19 protein-coding genes are annotated in these 17,899 nt (G+C 55.8%); 7 read left to right on the forward strand and 12 right to left on the reverse strand.

Features of this window, described 5'->3' with window-relative positions:
* Window positions 1-5: 5 nt before the first annotated feature.
* Complete coding sequence (locus PSR63_RS04630) at window positions 6-1,070, reverse strand: 3-isopropylmalate dehydrogenase (protein ID WP_274331144.1); 1,065 nt, start codon at window positions 1,068-1,070, stop codon at window positions 6-8.
* A 238-nt stretch (window positions 1,071-1,308) separates the two neighbouring features.
* Window positions 1,309-2,172: a peptidoglycan-binding domain-containing protein gene (locus tag PSR63_RS04635; protein WP_274331146.1), complete on the reverse strand. Its 864-nt coding sequence runs from the start codon at window positions 2,170-2,172 to the stop codon at window positions 1,309-1,311.
* Between the two features lie 431 nt (window positions 2,173-2,603).
* Here PSR63_RS04635 and PSR63_RS04640 point away from each other — a divergent pair, with 431 nt between their 5' ends.
* Window positions 2,604-3,599 carry a DUF1559 domain-containing protein gene (locus PSR63_RS04640; RefSeq protein ID WP_274331148.1) on the forward strand — a complete coding sequence of 332 codons (996 nt, stop codon included), beginning with the start codon at window positions 2,604-2,606 and terminating at the stop codon, window positions 3,597-3,599.
* A gap of 151 nt (window positions 3,600-3,750) precedes the next feature.
* The gene (locus PSR63_RS04645; RefSeq protein ID WP_274331150.1) at window positions 3,751-4,152 is read left to right on the forward strand and encodes a hypothetical protein; all 402 of its coding nucleotides are present in this window, start codon (window positions 3,751-3,753) and stop codon (window positions 4,150-4,152) included.
* Between the two features lie 112 nt (window positions 4,153-4,264).
* Here PSR63_RS04645 and PSR63_RS04650 read toward each other — a convergent pair whose 3' ends face one another.
* Both PSR63_RS04650 and PSR63_RS04655 read right to left on the reverse strand, forming a co-directional pair.
* Complete coding sequence (locus PSR63_RS04650) at window positions 4,265-4,579, reverse strand: hypothetical protein (RefSeq protein ID WP_274331152.1); 315 nt, start codon at window positions 4,577-4,579, stop codon at window positions 4,265-4,267.
* Window positions 4,580-4,884: 305 nt separating this feature from the next.
* The gene (locus PSR63_RS04655) at window positions 4,885-5,163 is read right to left on the reverse strand and encodes a ferredoxin family protein (RefSeq protein WP_105350693.1); all 279 of its coding nucleotides are present in this window, start codon (window positions 5,161-5,163) and stop codon (window positions 4,885-4,887) included.
* A 276-nt stretch (window positions 5,164-5,439) separates the two neighbouring features.
* Between PSR63_RS04655 and PSR63_RS04660 the strand changes: the two genes are divergently transcribed.
* Window positions 5,440-5,817 carry a hypothetical protein gene (locus PSR63_RS04660; protein ID WP_274331156.1) on the forward strand — a complete coding sequence of 126 codons (378 nt, stop codon included), beginning with the start codon at window positions 5,440-5,442 and terminating at the stop codon, window positions 5,815-5,817.
* Between the two features lie 45 nt (window positions 5,818-5,862).
* On the opposite strand, the gene PSR63_RS04665 is transcribed toward PSR63_RS04660, so the two are convergent.
* From PSR63_RS04665 to PSR63_RS04675, 3 genes are all read right to left on the reverse strand, one after another.
* Window positions 5,863-7,041, reverse strand: a complete 1,179-nt coding sequence (locus PSR63_RS04665; protein WP_274331158.1) for a hypothetical protein — start codon at window positions 7,039-7,041, stop codon at window positions 5,863-5,865.
* Between the two features lie 23 nt (window positions 7,042-7,064).
* Window positions 7,065-7,565 carry a hypothetical protein gene (locus PSR63_RS04670; RefSeq protein WP_274331159.1) on the reverse strand — a complete coding sequence of 167 codons (501 nt, stop codon included), beginning with the start codon at window positions 7,563-7,565 and terminating at the stop codon, window positions 7,065-7,067.
* A 117-nt stretch (window positions 7,566-7,682) separates the two neighbouring features.
* The gene (locus tag PSR63_RS04675) at window positions 7,683-7,925 is read right to left on the reverse strand and encodes a hypothetical protein (protein WP_274331161.1); all 243 of its coding nucleotides are present in this window, start codon (window positions 7,923-7,925) and stop codon (window positions 7,683-7,685) included.
* A gap of 498 nt (window positions 7,926-8,423) precedes the next feature.
* Here PSR63_RS04675 and PSR63_RS04680 point away from each other — a divergent pair, with 498 nt between their 5' ends.
* Window positions 8,424-9,935, forward strand: coding sequence for a 2-isopropylmalate synthase (locus tag PSR63_RS04680; RefSeq protein ID WP_274331163.1), 1,512 nt, complete (start codon window positions 8,424-8,426; stop codon window positions 9,933-9,935).
* A gap of 101 nt (window positions 9,936-10,036) precedes the next feature.
* Here the strand turns inward: PSR63_RS04680 and PSR63_RS04685 are convergent, their stop codons facing one another.
* Complete coding sequence (locus PSR63_RS04685) at window positions 10,037-11,164, reverse strand: nucleotide-binding protein (RefSeq protein ID WP_274331164.1); 1,128 nt, start codon at window positions 11,162-11,164, stop codon at window positions 10,037-10,039.
* Between the two features lie 175 nt (window positions 11,165-11,339).
* Entirely contained in the window at window positions 11,340-11,777 is a 438-nt protein-coding gene (locus PSR63_RS04690) for a hypothetical protein (RefSeq protein ID WP_274331165.1), read from the reverse strand.
* Window positions 11,778-12,371: 594 nt separating this feature from the next.
* Between PSR63_RS04690 and PSR63_RS04695 the strand changes: the two genes are divergently transcribed.
* Window positions 12,372-13,097, forward strand: a complete 726-nt coding sequence (locus PSR63_RS04695; protein WP_274331166.1) for a DUF502 domain-containing protein — start codon at window positions 12,372-12,374, stop codon at window positions 13,095-13,097.
* 8 nt (window positions 13,098-13,105) lie between these two features.
* On the opposite strand, the gene PSR63_RS04700 is transcribed toward PSR63_RS04695, so the two are convergent.
* On the reverse strand, window positions 13,106-14,458 hold the full coding sequence (locus PSR63_RS04700; RefSeq protein WP_274331168.1) for a glucoamylase family protein: 1,353 nt from the start codon (window positions 14,456-14,458) through the stop codon (window positions 13,106-13,108).
* 328 nt (window positions 14,459-14,786) lie between these two features.
* Complete coding sequence (locus PSR63_RS04705; protein ID WP_274331170.1) at window positions 14,787-15,332, reverse strand: imm11 family protein; 546 nt, start codon at window positions 15,330-15,332, stop codon at window positions 14,787-14,789.
* 154 nt (window positions 15,333-15,486) lie between these two features.
* Here PSR63_RS04705 and PSR63_RS04710 point away from each other — a divergent pair, with 154 nt between their 5' ends.
* Window positions 15,487-15,924 (forward strand): DUF7832 domain-containing protein, encoded by a 438-nt coding sequence (locus PSR63_RS04710; protein ID WP_274331172.1) that lies wholly within the window; start codon window positions 15,487-15,489, stop codon window positions 15,922-15,924.
* A complete protein-coding gene (locus PSR63_RS04715; protein WP_274331174.1) occupies window positions 15,908-16,876 on the forward strand; it encodes a hypothetical protein in 969 nt (322 codons plus the stop codon). Before PSR63_RS04710 ends, PSR63_RS04715 begins: the two co-directional genes overlap by 17 nt.
* Here PSR63_RS04715 and PSR63_RS04720 read toward each other — a convergent pair.
* Window positions 16,850-17,797 (reverse strand): PIG-L deacetylase family protein, encoded by a 948-nt coding sequence (locus PSR63_RS04720; protein WP_274331175.1) that lies wholly within the window; start codon window positions 17,795-17,797, stop codon window positions 16,850-16,852. The two genes, PSR63_RS04715 and PSR63_RS04720, sit on opposite strands and share 27 nt — an antisense overlap.
* Between the last annotated feature and the right edge of the window lie 102 nt (window positions 17,798-17,899).

Raw genomic sequence — 17,899 nt, forward strand, 5'->3', positions numbered from 1 at the left:
GGCTGTTAGCTGCCCAGTGCTTCGACAACCAGGTCGCCCACTTCGGAAGTACCATAGCCCATCTTGCCGGCACTTTGGCTCTTCATCTTGGTGCCGGTAACGGTCTGGATGGCCTTCAGAACGCGTGCCCCGGCAGCCGGCTGACCGGTGTGTTCCAGCAGCATGGCTGCGGCACTGATCGCGGCGATCGGGTTGATCACGTTCTTGCCGGTGTACTTGGGAGCACTACCGCCCATTGGTTCGTACATGCTGGTTCCGCCGGCATCGGGGTTGATGTTGCCGCCGGCGGCCACACCCATGCCACCTTGCAGAATGCCTGCCAGGTCGGTGATGATGTCGCCGAACATGTTGGTCGTGGCGATCACGTCGTAGTACTCAGGATTCTTAACCATCCACATGCAGCAGGCATCGACGTGGTTGTAATCTGGCTCGACGTCGGGGTAATCCTTGGCCACTTCCTGGAACGTACGCCAGACGAGGTCGTGCCCGTAGGTCAGCACGTTGGTCTTGGCGACCAGGGTCAGCTTCTTACCCTTGGGGTTGTTTCGCTTCTGGGTGTATTCAAACGCCCAACGCAACCAACGCTCGCAACCTTTGCGGGTATACATGGCCGTTTGCGTCGCGACTTCGTCCGCGGTTCCCTTCTTCAGAAAACCACCGACACCGGCGTAAAGGTCTTCGGTGTTTTCACGCACGACGACGAAATCGATTTCTTCCGGACCCTTGTCCTTCAGTGGAGTATCGACGCCGGGGTAGAGCTTGACCGGACGCAGGTTGATGTATTGATCCAGCTGGAAACGCAGCTGCAGCAGCAGGCCTTTTTCCAAGATACCTGGGGCGACGTCAGGATGACCGATGGCACCCAAGAAGATAGCGTCGAACTTACGCAGCTCGTCGACGGCACCTTCTGGCAGAATTTCGCCCGTCTTCAGGTAGTGATCCCCACCAAAACCGAACTCGGTCTTTTCGATGGTAAAACCTTCCAATTTGGCGGCCGCGTCCATGACTTTCAGGGCTTCCGCTGTAACTTCAGGTCCGGTTCCATCTCCACCAATAACGGCAATTTTCATGTTCGACATCTTTTCGGAAGGTAGGGGTGCTTCTTATTGATAACCAAGACCGCCCAGGAATGGCCTGTTGCTAATCGATCAGGCTGACCTGCGGTCAAACCTTCAGTTTATCCGTCATTTGGAGGAGGAACAACGACCCCAACCACGTCGCGCCGCGTCAAAAGTACAGGCCTGCCTTACCCCTCCTAAACCAAGTCACCTGCACAACTTACCCCTACTGCGAAGGCGAACCGACGGCTTACGCTGAGAAATTTGAGATCGCCCCCGGCGGCAGCGTCCCAAACCACAGGGCATTCGTCTGACCGCTGTAGTGCTTGATGAACTGCGCCGGCGTCTGCGTGACGACCTTATTTCGCGAATTGCTGTAGTGCCAGATGGTACCGTTGAGGAAGATCCCGATGTGCTTCTTGGGCACGTTCCGAATGGTTGTCTTGGTGCCGGTCGTGACGAAGCTGCTCGGGGCGCTGACAAACATGAGCCCTCGCTTGCCGGCCATTGTCTTGTTGTCGTACTCGGCCAACGAGGGACAAACCGCGAAGATCTCTTGCACGCGCAGACTGGCAGCCTCCCCTTTCCGCTTTTTGCCCGAGGTCATCCCGTGGCAGGTCAGCCCGGCGGTGATATCGAGGGCATGCCCCACGAAATGAGCACAATGATTGTTGCTCGTATCGGCGTAACCACTGGGGCAAATTTCGGCCATCGACTTGCCCAGGAATGAATTGAGCGAGAGCTTCCCCAATGCGGATGGCGCAGGGGCCTTCTTGGGCCCGGCCACTGGCGCTTTGGGTGCCGCGGCGACTGCCCCCGCAGGAGCGGAACCGGCGGCCTCGTTGAGCTTCTTGAGGGTGTTCTTACCGGGATCGACCTGCCCGTCTGGATTGCGCATGAATCGCTTTTGAAAAGCGTTGATCGCCGCAACGGTTTCTGAAAACCGCGGAGGCGTCGCGATCAGCCCATCGTCGTCGCCGGGATGGCAATCGTTGTTTCCCAGGTTCTTCGCCGCAGCGGCCAGCAATCGCTGAACGGTTTTCACATCGGCCTTATGGTTGGTGGCGTTATGCCCCTTCTTTCGCCCCACACTCGCGCTGATCGATTCTGCCATGACACGTTCCCCCGTTGTCGTTTGACATAACCCACTCTGCTTGTCGCCCCAGAACGAGGTCGACACCACTCTGGCAAGTTCCCCCGAACGTCCTGAGCTGTACCCCCTCAGTCTACCAGTTGGCAATCGACCTCGACACCAAAAACCATGGATCCGCAAACACTCTGCCCTGGCTCCCGGATTTTGCCTATTCCTCCAATCGCACATGAAGAGACAGTGAAGAAAACGTGATTTATTTGTTTCCCCACAGTCAACTTTGTTGTATATTGATCCTGCTTGTCTCTAAACTTGATCGTGTCGCTTTCAGCCATTTCCGAGGTGACGGCCGGTAGCGTCTAGATCATGCGTCTCGTTGGATGATCTACCCGAAAACACCTGTATTCTTAGCGTTTTACTAACTTCAGTACTCCCTTAACGTTTCGGAGAATCCCATGAGCGAACGCTCTCGCAAGCCTGGCTTTACGCTGGTCGAGCTTCTGGTGGTCATTGCGATCATCGGCATCCTGATCGCACTTTTGTTGCCTGCGGTTCAACAAGCCCGGGAAGCAGCTCGCCGTATGCAGTGCACCAATCACCTGAAACAAATTGGCCTGGCGCTGCACAACTACCACGATACCCATGGCAATTTTCCGTACGGCTATCGCCTAGGCAACATCGGCAATCGTGACTGCTGGTTTCAGCGGATCCTGCCGTTCGTCGAGCAAGACGCGCTGCAAGATGTCTATGAAAAGTGCATCCGCACTCCAACGGCCGACGGAGGCAACCTGAGCGGCGGCACGTCGTACGTCTACACGGTTCCCTCGACCTTCCAAGGAAGCTTACTCGGCGGTGCGGTGATCGACATCTTCAACTGCCCTTCCGAACCGAACAGCCCCGGCTATTGCCGTGGCAACCAGGTTGGCAATTACGTGCTGTGTAACGGTGCCGACTTCTTCAAGCGAACGGCCAATCCCTCGAACAGCACCAAGGGGATGTTCTACTACAATTCCAGCACTGGCTTTAACGACCTGACCGATGGTAGCTCGAACACGGTCATGGGAAGTGAAGCGATCATTCGTGGTGCCAATCGTTCCGGGCACATCTACGATGCCGGTGGTTACTGGCAAGGATCGAATCACGGCGAAGGCTTCTTCTCAACGCAGCAAGCGCCGAACACCTCGCTGCCGGATTTGATCGTTCGTAGCGACACCAACAACAACGAATGCACCAACGGCAACTGGGACCGAGTCGCTCCTTGCGAAGACGTTGGCTACGACGACAACAACTCCAGCGGCGGCTACCGTAACTCGGCTCGCAGCTACCACGCCGGCGGTGTGAACACGGTGCTGGGCGACGCCTCGGTTAGGTTTGTTCCCGAAACGATCGACCTGAGTACCTGGCGTGCGTTGGGAACGACCGGCAACGGCGAAGTGCTCGGCAACTTCTAATCTCGCCAGAGGATTAAGACCTCCGACAGGCAGTGCCCATCTTTCGCTTAAGCGTCGACGGCACTGCTTGTCTTTTATTCATTCTCGTTTCTTACTTACGACCGAGTTAATCGCGATGAAACTTTCACCGACCCTCCTAACGACATGCCTTTTGTCGTGCAGTCTCTTACTTACCGCCGGTGGCTGCTCAGGCGGCAATGACGATGGTACCCTCCTGGTATCCGGAACGGTGACCTTTGACGGTAGTCCATTAGAATCAGGCAAAGTCATTCTCGAGCCGGTGGTAGCTGGGGGGCGCCCTTTCGCCGGTTCGATTCACGACGGCGCGTTTCAGCTTAGAGCAACGCCGGGCAAGAAGATCGTACGGATTACGGCAACGCGACTGGAAGACCCTAAGAAGGTTTCGGCAGAAATGCGACGCACAATGGAAGTCGGCGGCGCAGGGAGTGTGCCCGTTCAGTTTATTCCTACCCAGTACAATCGCGATTCGGAACTAACCGTCGAGATCAATCCGGCTGGCGGCAATCAATTGACGTGGGAACTTACGAAGTAAGCACGCTCCGGGAGATTGGCTTGGGGGCACATCGTCAGACATTCCACCTCTAGCGCACATTGACTGATGCGCAGTGGACTCTCAACCGTTCGTGCCGAGTTGAATCGGCTCGTTAGTTCTCGCTGAACGAGATCTGCGCGGCTTGATTATCGCGACCGACAGGGTCTCGCATGTATTGCTGGTAGCAATCACGGCAGAGACGAAAATCCTGTGGCACTTGATCTTCGTGCAGCGTCGGGTCTTCGATGGGATAAACCTGTTCGAGAGTATCAGCGAGTACCGAGAGATTGTCTCGGTCGGTATCGTCGTAATCGGTTTCGTCGAAGTAAGGCTCAATCTCCAGAAACGCAGTGACACGAATCACAAAACACGGATCACTGCTTTTGTCAAAAACTTGCTGGCAACACTGGCAAGTAAATTGACTCATCAGATAGGTCCTTCCTTTGGTCACATGATAAGGCCGTGTGGGACACGGCAGGTAAGCAGTTTTTCATCCTACCCTCGTTAAACAATGCGAAGCAATACGAGTATGTGGAATAAAACGCTACCAGTGAGTTACCGCAAAAATAAGCGTGAAATCGCCTTGACTTCTTTGCGTGGAGTAGCTTTTCGCTGAAGGCTTTCACACGAATCATTTTCGCGCTTAGCTTTCCGCCGGCGCATAAAAAAAGCCACAACGTTTTGGGTTGTGGCTTTTTTCTTATTCGATCCGGCAAGCGGCCTGCCTGGCGACTATTGGTCGGCCAGTGGCTCTTTCTTTTCGGTGATCACTTCGCACTGTGGTGCCATCTCGGCGTTCAACTCGATGAAGCCGTTCCATTCTTCTGGCACGTTGTCTTCGTGGAAGATGGCTTCCACAGGACACTCAGGCACACACGCTTCGCAGTCGATGCACTCTTCGGGATGAATGTAGAGAATCTTGTCCCCTTCGTAGAAGCACTCGACGGGGCACACAACAACGCAATCCGTGTACTTGCAGTTAAAGCACGGTTCGCAGACTACGTGAGTCATCCTGGTATCTCCTGACCACTAAAGCGGTGTTGAAAACATGTTTTCGCAAGCGGGGCAGCAACAGTTGATCTTGCCCCCAATCGCAAGTCGCGTCTATGAAAGGTATTCAGCAGCGACCTTCTCCTCGTTTTTTATTCCTGTCTCAATAAGGTGTCAAGGCAGCCATGCCTCATTTGGCCCTATATCCCAAGTGAAAACCTGTATTGAGCTTAAGTCTCAAGTTAATTACTTTCTCTCAGTCTCAATTCGCCTCGATTTTACGCTCAGAGTGTATCCATGAAAGCCAGTTCCACCGACCTTCAACTGCTGGAAGACTTATTCGCAGCCCCTACCGCGAACTGGCGGCGGTTTATTGATCGCTATGCCAGCACCGTCATTCAGGTGGTGCAGCATGCCCGGCAGAGCCAAAAATGGACGCTCACCCAAAAAGATGCCGACGCGGTCGTGGTCGCCACCTTCGAGCGATTGGCGGAAAATGACTTGGAGATTTTGCGTCGTTTCGACACAAGCGGCAGCTTCACGACATTTCTGACCGTGGCAGCCCGCCGAATCGTCATCCAGGAACTTCAAGACCGTGGAGCCGAGCAGCGAATTCAAACCGCGCTGAAAGATGACTCCGCCCGGCGATTGCAGATACCAGGCTCGGCGGCGTAGGCTCCGCTTCTACTCCTATCCCCTCTCCACCACGTCTAGATTCGACTAATGCAGTCCGCGGATCGGTGGCGACTGGTAGTCTTGCTGGGCAGCTGTTTCGTACACAGGTCGTACCGCATTGACCGCACCAGCTGGCGTATTGCTTCCCAACGGGAAACCTCCACTGGATGGATACTGCGGGCTCTGCTGCGGATAGCCTGTCGGTGCTTGCGTTGGCGGAGCGAAGTTGTTGCCTGGCAGCGGTTGTCCCGATGGCAACATTTGTCCGTTGGCCGGATACGGCTGACTGACCGGTGCAGGCTGAGCACCTGGCAATGGCTGACCACTCGGTAGTGGTTGGCCACTGGAATAGGCCGGACCGCCTGGCAGTGGCTGGCCGCCGTTATGGACCAGGTTGATCTCAGGCACATCGGGTCGCTGCGGCCGGCTAAACGTGCCGGTCCCTTCGGTCAGCTGATTGATGCGGTAACCGATGACCGAGATCGAGAAGTCCATGCCGGACTTCGGCAAGCGAATGTCGACCTTGTATGGCAGCGACACTTGGTAGCTTGGATCAAAGCGATGATTCGAGGCCAAGGCCGAAGCGATCGGCTGACCGGCGGCGTCGTACATGTGCTGTTCGAGCACGTAGCCGTACTGTTTGTCGATGACCGTGACCTTGGTGATCTGCCCTGCCGACGAGTTCATCGTCGTGCGGATCTCGTAGTTGCCGGATGCGGTTGGGAACGGCCCCTGGTGGAAGTCGTTCGGGTCGAAGCGTGCCAGTCCCATTGTCTGGGCGACCCAGCTTGGTTCGACCGGAAGCATCGTCTTGGCCATCGTCTGGTTGAATTCATCGTGCCGGGCATACATCAGACCCGGCGAGTTAAACCCACGGCCCCACACCCAGAACTCTTGTTCGTTACTGCCCAGGTCCAACAGTTGACCGGTAAGTGCCGTTTCGCCAATCATGCGAAACTTCATCGGGGGTGCCATGTAGACTTGTGCCCGGATGGAAGGAAAGCCTTTGAGGCCTAACGTTGCGCCGGTCGATTCAAGCGTTTGCACGCGTTGCGTGTTCATGTTGACCTGGGCCATCAACTGCTCCATGGTCGGCGGAGCATTGAAGACGACCGGGGACTGATACATCGGGTCGATCTGTTGCGTGAACTGCGGGCACCCGGCACCGCAGGCGAAACCAACCAGCAAGATCGCGACGATCCCCTGCAGCTTGAATTGTGTCACTGGCGCATCCTTGCGTTCGTTGGTTACTGGTCGGTTGGCTCGTCGCCGGTTTGCAGTAGCGAGGTCAGTTCGTTTTGGATCTCGGCGATTCGCTGGGCGGTCGGTTCGACGACAGGAATCTTGTAGTTCCCTTCGCGTTTGAGTCCGACCAGCACCAGGCGTTCGATGCCGTCCTCACCTTTTTCCGTGTCTTCCATTCGCACGATCTTGCGTCGCACCATCAACAGCGCCACCACGTAAGCGGCGTCTTGCTGCTTAGGGTCTTGGAGCAATCGCTCGAAGTAATCGAGCATGATGTCGTGCGGTGCCCAACTGATCTTGGTCGATTGGGGATCGGGGATGGTGGCCTTCCACCAGCAGATGGCGTTCTCAGGCGGACCTTCCCAGGCTTCTTTGCTGAAGTCTTGCCGGACCACCTCGGCCCCTTCCGGGACGAGGACCGAAAAGTACTCGTCGCCGGGGCGCAGTTCGCGCTCGGTGGCGTGGCACTTTTTCGTGCAGCGTTGAATGTCGAAGTCGATCATGGCAGCCATCTTCCAAAAAGTGGGGGCGGCAGATCGTACGGAAATTGAAGCCGCGACTCAAGATGGACGCGGCTTGGGGTGCTATCACTTCACGATAGCACTTAAAAGAAGTTCAATCTAATAAGCCGTGAAGAAGCGGTTGCTGCTGCCGCCGTGGCCGATGCGGATGCGGATCTGCTTGGCACACTTGGGGCAATTGCCGATGTAGTGCGTGCGGTCTTTGTTTGGATAGATCCGCGAATAGATACTGCAGCAGTCAAACTTCACCCCAAGAAACGGGCGAGGCTTACGCTCGGCGTCGGCTTTCTGCTTCGGCTGACCGTATTCTGGTTCGTTGGTGATGTCCAAGCGATCGGACATGGCCTGGGTCCCTTCTCTTACCCGCCTGGTAGTTAGAAGTCTGACTGCTTGAAATATCGGCCAGATGCCCCGCCGATTTTGCCCAAATTGCCGTTAAGGTCCGAGGAAATGCCGGTTTACGAAAAAACGCCCGGTTGACCGAACCCGCACGCGGAAGTAGAGTCATTCATAGCAAATCCACTCAAACGCGAGCAAGATTTAACCATGAATCAAAACCTCCTGCTGCTGCAACTGCTGCTGATCACCTCCGGGTGTTAGGGAAGGTTTCACGTTCGCTCAAAACGAGATCACCAAAAGCCCTAAGGCCCAACACCTTAGGGCTTTTTTTGTTGACGTAAGTTCCCCTGATAAAACCATGGCAATCCCCCATCATTGCAAATTCGACGGAGTGGCCAGTGTGTCGATCCTCCTCCTAGCCGGGCCGGCTTGCGGCCGGCAGTGAGATTTTTCGATTCCCACACATCACACAATCACTTCTGAACGACTTACGAATCCAATATGAGTACCCCGACTGTAAAAATCTTCGACACCACGCTCCGTGACGGCGAGCAATCGCCTGGGGCCAGCATGAACCGCGCCGAGAAGATGGAGATCGCCCAGGCCCTGGTAGACCTGGGCGTCGATATCATCGAAGCCGGTTTCCCGATCGCTTCGCCTGGCGACTTTGAATCGGTCAAAGAGATCGCCACCAACATCAAAGGCGCCTCGATCTGCGGCCTGGCTCGCTGTAACCCCAAAGACATCGAACGCGCTTGGGAAGCATTAAAACATTCCGAGCAGCCGCGGATTCACGTCTTTCTGGCAACCAGCGCGATCCATCGCGAGTTCAAGTTGCGGATGACGCCTGAGGAAATCGTCTCGCGCGGTGTCGACGGCGTGAAGCTGGCCGCCAGCTTCTGCGACGACGTCGAGTTCTCGCCGGAAGATGCTTCCCGCACCGAGCCAGACTTCCTGTGCCGCGTGGTGGAAGCGGCGATCGACGCCGGGGCCACGACAGTCAACATTCCGGACACCGTCGGCTACGCCACGCCCAATCACATGTACAAGGTCATCAGCGATCTGAAGAACCGCGTTCCCAACATCGACAAGGCGGTCATCAGCGTCCACTGCCACGACGACCTGGGCATGGCAGTCGCCAACAGCTTGGCCGGCGTCGAAGCAGGTGCCGGGCAGATCGAGTGCACCATCAACGGGATCGGCGAACGAGCCGGGAACGCCTCGCTCGAAGAAGTCGTCATGGCCCTTCGCACGCGGCACGACTACTACAACATCGGCACCCGCATCAACACCAAGCGTCTGGTGCCGACCAGCCGATTGCTTTCCAACATCACCGGTCTTCAGGTGCAGCGGAACAAAGCGATCGTCGGCCGCAACGCATTCGCCCACGAGTCAGGCATTCACCAGGACGGGATGCTCAAAGAGCCGACCACCTACGAGATCATGCGGCCGGAAGACGTCGGGCTCGAAAAGACCGACTTGGTTCTCGGCAAGCACAGCGGCCGGGCAGCGTTGTCCGATCGCGCGAAGGCCCTCGGCTATCACCTCTCGGCCGAACAGCTTCAAGAGGTGTTCGACGAGTTCAAGAAGCTGGCCGATAAGAAGAAGGACATCTACGACGGCGACATCGCTTCGCTTTGCGACCAGCAAATCCGCGGCGAAGTTCGCGAAGGCTGGACGCTCGAAAGCCTGGACGTCACCCACGGCACCGGCAAGCCGCCGCACGTGAAGATGACCCTGCGTCGCGGCCACGAAACCGAGACCGCCGAAATCTCCGAAGGAGACGGCCCGATCGACGCCGCCTTCTGGGCGATCGAACGCATCACGAGCGTGCCGATCACCTGCAAAGACTTCCAGGTCCACAGCGCCACCTTGGGCCGAGACGCCCTAGGGGAAGTCACCGTCGAAATCGAATCGAACAAACAAACGGCCCGCGGCCGCGGCAGTTCGACCGATACGGTAGAAGCGACGGTTCATGCGATTTTGGACGCGGTGAACCGGATTAGCGGGTAGGTTGATTGCCCGTTACAAATTGAAATGCGAAGAGCCCAGGCAACGTGTTGCCTGGGCTCTTTTTAATTACAGAAAACTATCACACATTGCGAGTTGGCGTGTTACGAAATTACGCCTTCTCGCTTTAGGGTATCAGCAACTTCATGAAAAGCCCCACTAATCTTTCCGCTGTCGAAACGTATCTGACCAAGACCGTGAATATTTGAAAACTCTTCGCAATCACTCTCAAGCATAACTATCGCTTTTTCAAAACCAAGCTTTCCCTGAAACAAACCCGCTTCATGAACGACATTCAATCGAGCATGTACTCGATCATCTTTCTGAATATCCTCGGCAGTTAGCACAAGAAAAGCAAAGCATGCTTCTTCGAGCATGGTCGTCAGTCTCGAAATCGTTGTTTGTCCAGCCGTTGCCTGTCGATTGAAGTCATCGCATGTAACACCGAGGCGATCTTGGATATAGTTCTTTAGTTCTAACCAAGCCGTAGACTTACCATGGCCGATGAATACCCTGGTCCCTGTTTGATCGCCCATTAGATAATCCTTCGTCTCGATTTTCGACTTGAGATAATTGTTAGTCCGTCGTGCAATCTTCGCAAGGTCTTGAGGGATTTCAAGTAAAGTACGAACCGATTGAAGAGAAGCCCGAAACGTCACATGTGGAGGCACAACAGTCCCCCCTGATACCGCAGTATGGTCGTGTGTAATTGGCGGAGGAGGCGGTGCAATCGATCGACAAAACTTCTCTTGAGGAACCATGCGTGCTTTATCAACTTGTGACTTTACCTTTTCAAGATATTGATCACTAGCATTGGAAAGGCACGCTTCAATGATGGCTAACAAGTCTTCTCTCAGATCGTCAATTTCCGCCGCATTTTCCTTGGCGACATCAAGTATCTCCTCAAAATCGGCTTTGCCTAGCTGCGCTACTAGATAGTCGTAAATTTCACTATGACTATACTTTACCCAATCACCTTCAGTTGAGTTACTGAATCGATCCTGCAAACCCCATTGGCGGTCAAAGAATGCCCCTGATGGCGGCCTTTCGATTCCCTCATAATAAACGAGAGAGTGATAACCGAGCCACGACCCCGAATGGGCAATATCGAATTCATGCGAAAGTGTAATTGCTTTTTCAATTAAAAGCTTTCGTTCTTCCGTATACAGAGACTGAAACAGGTTCAATGCTCTTACTTCGAGTTCGGTTAAGAGAGTTGCAAATTCCGGCATAGAACCTCGCGGCTAGTTTAACAAGTACGAAGACTTAGCTTTGATGTCAGACTTGTTATTACTTCGGAATAATTCTTCGGTACAGTGTCCACAGCTTTCGATTGCGTGAGATATATCATAGCAACTTTCGTGAACTTGTTGTCATCTTAGCCGTAGTTCAATTCACCTAAACCTTCTACCGAAACGAATCCCGAACCTCAGGCTTCGACAGCACCACCAAGGCCCAGATGCCAAACGGGATGCCCAGGAAGCAGCATGGGCCGAGGCATGGGATTACTGAGATGATCGCAGCAGTCTTAGCCGCGGTGTAGTTGGTGAAGTTTTTCATCTGGATCGCGCCGTACAGGACGTAGGCAGAGGCGGCGATGAGGATGAGGCCCCAGATCGTGCGGATGAAGATGTCCTGGTATTTGGAGCCTGGGCCGTCGTTCATCTCTTCCAATTGTGCGATCGCACCTGAGAACAGCAGGAAGGCATCGCCCAGCAGGCTAAAGATGCCGACGACAATGGCAATGCCCGCGACCACCATCAAGGCAATCGCCGGGGCTTTCACTTCAGGCGGGCGGCCAGACGATGGAGCATGATAATCAGGACTCGAGTAAGGGTTCGACATGCGGCAGCTTTCAGCTTATTCAGGTGGATACAGTTCACGGATGCAAAGCAGTGCCCATGGTAACGTGTGGCACCGGCGCGATCGAATGCTTCTCGTGAAAACGAATTCTGTTTCGCAATCGATGTGCGACGCATCCGCCCGATTCGCTAAACTTCTGCCCGATGTGAAACAATCGTACTCGGCGTGAAATCGTGAGGTTACCAAAAATCCTCCGCAAAATATGCTTTAGTGAAAGCTACTCAACTGTCTCTTCTCCATGAGCTCGTCCTATGGCCAAGTGTTTCGCCGGCCGCAAAAGCACAACTCGAAATCTGAGTTGACGGTGACCGTCGACTCCCATGAAACGAACGCCGACTTTGAATTGACGTCGAAGTAATCGGGGCAGCGTACTTAGTCGCTGATTCACTGTCGGCTTCCTAACCCAGGCCAGGACTCTCTTCGACGAGGTCCTGGCTTTTTTTGTTCCAGCACGTCTTGTCCGAGGGGAATCATCCTGTCGTGACCTTCCCTCATCTTCTCACTTGAGTCGCGCCCACGTCAGACAGTAAGGTAAACCCTTCTGCGAGTCACATCTTTCACCGTGTGGGGTGCCCCTTGTCCAGCTCGAACGAACCGTCTCATCTACCGGGAGAACCCCATAACAACGGCATTCTCGGCTGGATCGTCCGGACGATCTTTGGCGGGATCGTGTTGGTTCTGCCGTTTGCCGTGATGCTGGCGATCGTGCATTACATCTTCAGCTTGATGAACGACTATGTCGTCACGCCGCTGGCGAAGCTGCTGCTTCCCAAGGGGTTCGAGGACCTGTTCATTTACTACTGGGGGCCATTCGTCTCGATCATCGCCGGCCTCGTGTTTCTATTCTTCATGGGGCTGTTGTTCCGCACGCGGGTACGAAACTTCTTGGACTGGGCATTCGGCAAAGTGCCTGGCGTGAACACTATCTATTCGGCCATCAGCGATACGGCCAAGGCGCTCACCGGCCCGCCGGGTCTGGCGAATGTCAACACGGTGGTTCTTGTGCCCTTCCCCCACAACGATGCCCGCATGGCCGGGTACCTGATGACCAAAAGCAAGCAGCCCAACGGGCGAACGCTGGTCGCCGTGTACGTTCCGCTGGTGTTGTTCCCGCCGTCTGGCTATACGCTTGTGGTGCCGGAAGAAAAGATCGTCTACACCGACTGGCCCACGAAAGATGTCTGGAAGCTATTGCTCTCGGGCGGGCTGACGATTCCGGCGAATATCCCCTTCGAACCGGAAGAAGGAATCAACAAGGTTCAGACCACCAGCGGCGAGGCGGCGGTGGATCATAACGAGTAGCAAGCCAGTTACTTGCTACTGGTCAGCACGGTCGTCCCGGTGGGCGTAAAGCCGGCCAGCTTCAACCCGCGCTGGGCAGCCGGGTGCTGCATGAAGAGGTTCCACAGACCGCCGGTCAGCATGTTCTCGGCCATCACCAGCGAGATGCCGGTATCGATGCCGATCACGTCGGAGTTCACCCAGCCGTTGGCCGGATTGAACGCGTTGACGAAGCCGTAGTGCCCGTAGATTTTTTCGCCGAAGCGAGCCTTCTGGTACTCGAGCGTACGCAGCGCTTCTTGCGGCATCACAGCGAGCGCGCCGGCGGCGGCACTCGGGACGATTGTGCCGTCGATTTCGCGATCAGGCTCGACGCGGTCGTTCTTATAAGGGCCGCCCCAATCGCGATAGCCATGCTGACTGTCGCTGCTGGTGATGCCCCATAGATCGGCGCCGTAGTGCCCCATCCGTTCGGGATACTTCTGGCCTAGCTTCGTGAGGAAGTCGACGTGGGCGTGATGGGCGATCTTCGCGTTGTTCCAGAAGCTGCGACCACTGGGGGCGCGGTAGCTCTGGAAGTCGAAGAAGGCCATCGGATACTGATGCACAAACAACGGCGGGTAGCTGAGGAATTCCTGGCCGTTGAAGCTCAGCACCGGTTCGCGTCGCCAGGCATCCCAACTCGATGGAGGAATTGGATTGGAAGGCGCACCGATGGCCAGCAGCGACAAGATCAGATGCTCGCTGAACTGATCCCACTGATGCGGCAAGATCCCAATCTCGGGCAGGTAGCCCATGTGCAGGCAACCGTTTTCACCCAACAGCCATGACCACTCGACGCGGTTGTAAAGCTGATCGGTCAGGCGGCCGATTTCAGAATCGTCCTCGAAAGCGACCGAAGCGGACATCGCGCCGGCCAGCATCAAAGCCGTATCGACCGACGAGGCTTCCGAGCGCATCGCTCGTTTGCCGGTTTTGATATCGAAGAAGTGATAGACGAAACCCTTTTCGTGCGCGGCGAGTTCATTGAGCGAATGCAGCATGGTCCGCACTCGGCTTCGGATCTCTTCGCGCGGAGCCCACCCATACTGGGCCGCGATCGCGTGCGAGGCCAGGCCGAAACCGCATGCGGCACTACTGGCATGCCGACTGTAATTGCTTCCGTCCGCCGCCGCTCGGTCGGCCACCAGCTGCGTCTTGGGATCGACCGCTTCCAGAAAGTACCGGTAGCAGCGCCGCTGCATGTCACGGACCAGCGTTTCGCCCCGCAGATCGTAAGTGGGCGAATCGGAGATGGTTTCGGAATGTGCCCTGCGCGGCAGCACTCCACTCATCACCAAAGGAAGCGAGAGGCCGGCCGCGAGGAAAGTACGACGCTTCACGTGCGACCTCCTCGGTTATGGGAAGGATAGGTTGGGGATGCAAAGGCAGGCGGAATTTGCCCAAATCAGCTCGCTGCGGGGATCACGTTTGCCCTCTAATGGCAGTGCTATCAGCTGAGCGAGCAGTGAATAATATACAAGAATGGTCGGCTTTTAAAGGACAAGGGCACTTTATAAAAGACGTTTTAAGGTGCGACTTTCCACAATGACCCCATGCAGAGGGGCGACGAGACGGCAATACCGTAAAAATTTACGCTTTTAACTTGGCAAGCAGGGAGAGTTGAACAAGCGATGCGCACTCAAGGACAAAACGTGACCAGGGCTTGTCCTAGTCCGCCAGACGCAACTTTTCAAAAAAGAAGCCCGTGAAGCCTTCGGCCAAAGCGATATCTTTCACTTGTTGAGATGTGAACGCCTCGAGCCTATACGTTTCGGGGAGGCGAAAAAGGCTGCTTCCCTGCATCGCTTTTTCATGAAACTTATAACGACTCACCGACCGGACCTTAGTTCGCTCTTCGTCGGAGTACCAGACTTTCGATTGATCTCGATCAAGGCAATCGACCTGCTTGGTGACATGAAACAGCAGGTATGGTCCGCGGCTCGTTTCCGCCGGATAGGTTTCGCCGGCATCTTCCCACAGGGGCTGCAGTGCTTCGTAGACGTGGGGCTTCAACAGGTACATGCCCGGGCTCACACTGCCGAAGTCGGGGGGACCTAGTTTCAATATCTTTTTCGGCAGCCCCGGCGAAATGATTGCCGGCGGTTTCCACTTGGGGCCTAGTGGATCGGATGAGATAAAAGCCATGTAGTTCGACTTGTCTTCCCAAAAGAATCCGCCGTACGTGTCGACGTCGTCTTCGAGTTTGTAGAACATTCGGCCCCCTCGATGACTTGGCATCGATCGCTTGAGAAAATGCTGGAATGCGCCAGCTCGCGATGGTAAAAAATGCCGACCCCCGATCATTCGCATGGATGCAGCAAATCCCGCGTCTGTGCGAGGATATCAACCCCATCAAGAGACTGCAAACATGAAATACGACGACGCCTCGTGGCATTACGGTTCGGACAACTTCCCCAAAGATCTGTCCGAAGAAGCAGGCGGTACGCACATCGGTATGTTCGTGGCCTGGGCAGTATTGTCGGGCTTGGGTAGTTCGCAGTTCGAGCAGGATTTCACAGAGCTCGTCGAGAAGCTCAAGGCTCGCCAGATCACGCCGGGGGCCTTCTTCATGGCGGCCTGCGATGGGAAGTTCACCAGCTCAGAACTCAACGAGACCGGTCAGGAGTTCACCGATGATTACTTTGACATGGAAGCCGGCGAGTATATCGAAGACTACGAAGAACTTCTCGCGGAAGATGTCGACAGTATCTATGAGATCGAAGATAGCTGGGCCAACTACGACCTACTGAAACCGGTTCTGGATGAACGCCTGGCCGATTGGAAAGAGTATGCCCAAGAGTCGTGAACCAGGCATGAATCGCTTTCCCAATAAGACGCTCCTGGTCGGCTGTTGCCTGCTTAGTTTGGCGCTGGCCGCCCATGCGCATGCAGCTGAGTTAGCCCCAGAATCAACGGCAACGCTAACCCTTCCGCAAGTCGTAGAGGGCCAACCGAAAGCTGGCGTGCGTTCGCGGCAGCAGGCAATCGAATACGCGGATACCGACGTCCACCATACCGTCTACTTGCCGAAGCAATGGTCGGCCGAAGGAGAACGGCTGCCGATCATCTTTGAATACACCGGCAACTATTACCCGGCTGCGGGATCGACCGGCAAGGTCGAGGACGCGGGCCTCGGCTATGGACTCTCAGGCGGCCAGTTCATTTGGGTCGTTCTGCCGATGATCGCGCCCGATGGCAAGTCGAACGCAATTACCTGGTGGGGCGATGTCGATGCAACCGCTGCTTACGCCAAGACGAACGTCCCCCGCATCATCGAGCAGTTTCATGCCAATCCCGATGCGGTCTACTTGTGTGGTTTCTCGCGTGGGGCGATTGGCGTGAACTTCCTGGGGCTGCACGATGACGAAGTCGCCAAACTCTGGACCGGCTTCATCACGCACGATCACTTCGACGGCGTACGCTCCTGGCGGGGAACTGAATGGGGTAGCCCATTGGAAGCCTACCGCAAGCAGGCCAGCGAGCGGCTTAAGCGCGTCGCTGGCCGACCTTACCTGGTGTGCGAGAACGGCAATATCGAACCAACGAAGGAGTTGGTCGAGTCGGTACTAGGCGACCAGCAAGCATTCACGTTCCTGCCAATCAACACGCGGTCGATCTTCGGAGAGTTCCCCCACCAGCACGCCAGGCATCCCCATAACGACCGCTGGCCGTTATTGCCGAGCAAGTATCGCACGGCAGCTTGGCGTTGGATGAACGAGGCAACGAGTCACTCACCGCGCAGGGAAGAAGGGAAATAGTTCCCGCAGTTCTTCCGGGGTTGGCTGGCGACCATATTCGCACACCTCAAAGGTCTCGGCGAATTGAATCTTGTTGCCGAGTTCTTCTCCGTACCATTGCTGCAGCAGGCCGCGGTACTGCTTGGCTTCGCCCCCTTGGCGTTTGACCCAGCGATCGTGCAGGTACGCGCGACGCAGTTCTGGCTGCGAGGCAGGCGGGACTTTCGCCACAAACTCAGGACTGCCCAGGGCGCCCCCTTCAAAGATCTGCGATTCCAAGGCCATCAACGCGTCGACCTTTTCCTCGAACACGTCGTCCAGCGAAACGGCGACATCGGGACGGAAAGGATACGGCTTTTGAAAACGGTCGCTCGAATAGAGGAAGACCGGGTTCTTTTCAAGCGCCGGCGTATCGGGACAGAAGTATGGTACCAACACCATGAACGCCGCGTCCTGCACAAGCACACCGACATTACGGTGATCGGGATGGTAATCCCACGGACGATGGCTGATCACGATATCGGCTTTCCAGTCGCGGATCAGACGCGTGATCTTCCGGCGGTTCTCCAAGGTCGGCATCAGTTCGCCGTCGTGAATGTCGAGTACTTCCGATGTGACTCCCATCCGCTTGGCGACTTCCGCCGATTCGGCCGCGCGGCGCTGGGCCAGTTCACCACCGGACATCTGCCAATGGCCGATGTCGCCATTGGTTACCGAGACAAGCTTCACGTGGTGCCCTTGCTTGGCCCACTTGATAGCTGACCCGCCACTCTTGTATTCGGCATCGTCCGGATGGGCGCCGAAGCAAATGATACGCAGCTTCTTGCCGGAGTCGGCCTCGGTGGCCTCAGGCGACTGGGCCTGGGCGACGGCAGGTTTCAGTCCAACAAACAACACAAGAGCGGCCACCAGGAGGAGGCCATTGCGGAGGGAGATGAGCATGGGAGCAATCACCAATGGAGGGAAGATTGAGAAGGCGAACTCTCTCCAGCATAGTCAAGGAAAATCACCAAAGTCGAGTCCTGACCTAGGGAAACCAGCAAG

It is taken from the genome of Bremerella sp. P1 (assembly GCF_028748185.1).
In the GTDB taxonomy this organism is placed as follows: Bacteria; Planctomycetota; Planctomycetia; order Pirellulales; family Pirellulaceae; genus Bremerella.

Excerpts from the sequence above, each read along its gene's own strand:
- PSR63_RS04670 (WP_274331159.1), bottom strand. The coding sequence starts at position 7,565 with ATGATCGACTTCGACATTCAACGCTGCACGAAAAAGTGCCACGCCACC.
- PSR63_RS04630 (WP_274331144.1), bottom strand. The coding sequence starts at position 1,070 with ATGAAAATTGCCGTTATTGGTGGAGATGGAACCGGACCTGAAGTTACA.
- PSR63_RS04690 (WP_274331165.1), bottom strand. The coding sequence starts at position 11,777 with ATGTCGAACCCTTACTCGAGTCCTGATTATCATGCTCCATCGTCTGGC.
- PSR63_RS04660 (WP_274331156.1), top strand. The coding sequence starts at position 5,440 with ATGAAAGCCAGTTCCACCGACCTTCAACTGCTGGAAGACTTATTCGCA.
- PSR63_RS04640 (WP_274331148.1), top strand. The coding sequence starts at position 2,604 with ATGAGCGAACGCTCTCGCAAGCCTGGCTTTACGCTGGTCGAGCTTCTG.
- PSR63_RS04655 (WP_105350693.1), bottom strand. The coding sequence starts at position 5,163 with ATGACTCACGTAGTCTGCGAACCGTGCTTTAACTGCAAGTACACGGAT.
- PSR63_RS04650 (WP_274331152.1), bottom strand. The coding sequence starts at position 4,579 with ATGAGTCAATTTACTTGCCAGTGTTGCCAGCAAGTTTTTGACAAAAGC.
- PSR63_RS04710 (WP_274331172.1), top strand. The coding sequence starts at position 15,487 with ATGAAATACGACGACGCCTCGTGGCATTACGGTTCGGACAACTTCCCC.
- PSR63_RS04685 (WP_274331164.1), bottom strand. The coding sequence starts at position 11,164 with ATGCCGGAATTTGCAACTCTCTTAACCGAACTCGAAGTAAGAGCATTG.
- PSR63_RS04705 (WP_274331170.1), bottom strand. The coding sequence starts at position 15,332 with ATGTTCTACAAACTCGAAGACGACGTCGACACGTACGGCGGATTCTTT.
- PSR63_RS04680 (WP_274331163.1), top strand. The coding sequence starts at position 8,424 with ATGAGTACCCCGACTGTAAAAATCTTCGACACCACGCTCCGTGACGGC.
- PSR63_RS04635 (WP_274331146.1), bottom strand. The coding sequence starts at position 2,172 with ATGGCAGAATCGATCAGCGCGAGTGTGGGGCGAAAGAAGGGGCATAAC.
- PSR63_RS04675 (WP_274331161.1), bottom strand. The coding sequence starts at position 7,925 with ATGTCCGATCGCTTGGACATCACCAACGAACCAGAATACGGTCAGCCG.
- PSR63_RS04715 (WP_274331174.1), top strand. The coding sequence starts at position 15,908 with ATGCCCAAGAGTCGTGAACCAGGCATGAATCGCTTTCCCAATAAGACG.
- PSR63_RS04720 (WP_274331175.1), bottom strand. The coding sequence starts at position 17,797 with ATGCTCATCTCCCTCCGCAATGGCCTCCTCCTGGTGGCCGCTCTTGTG.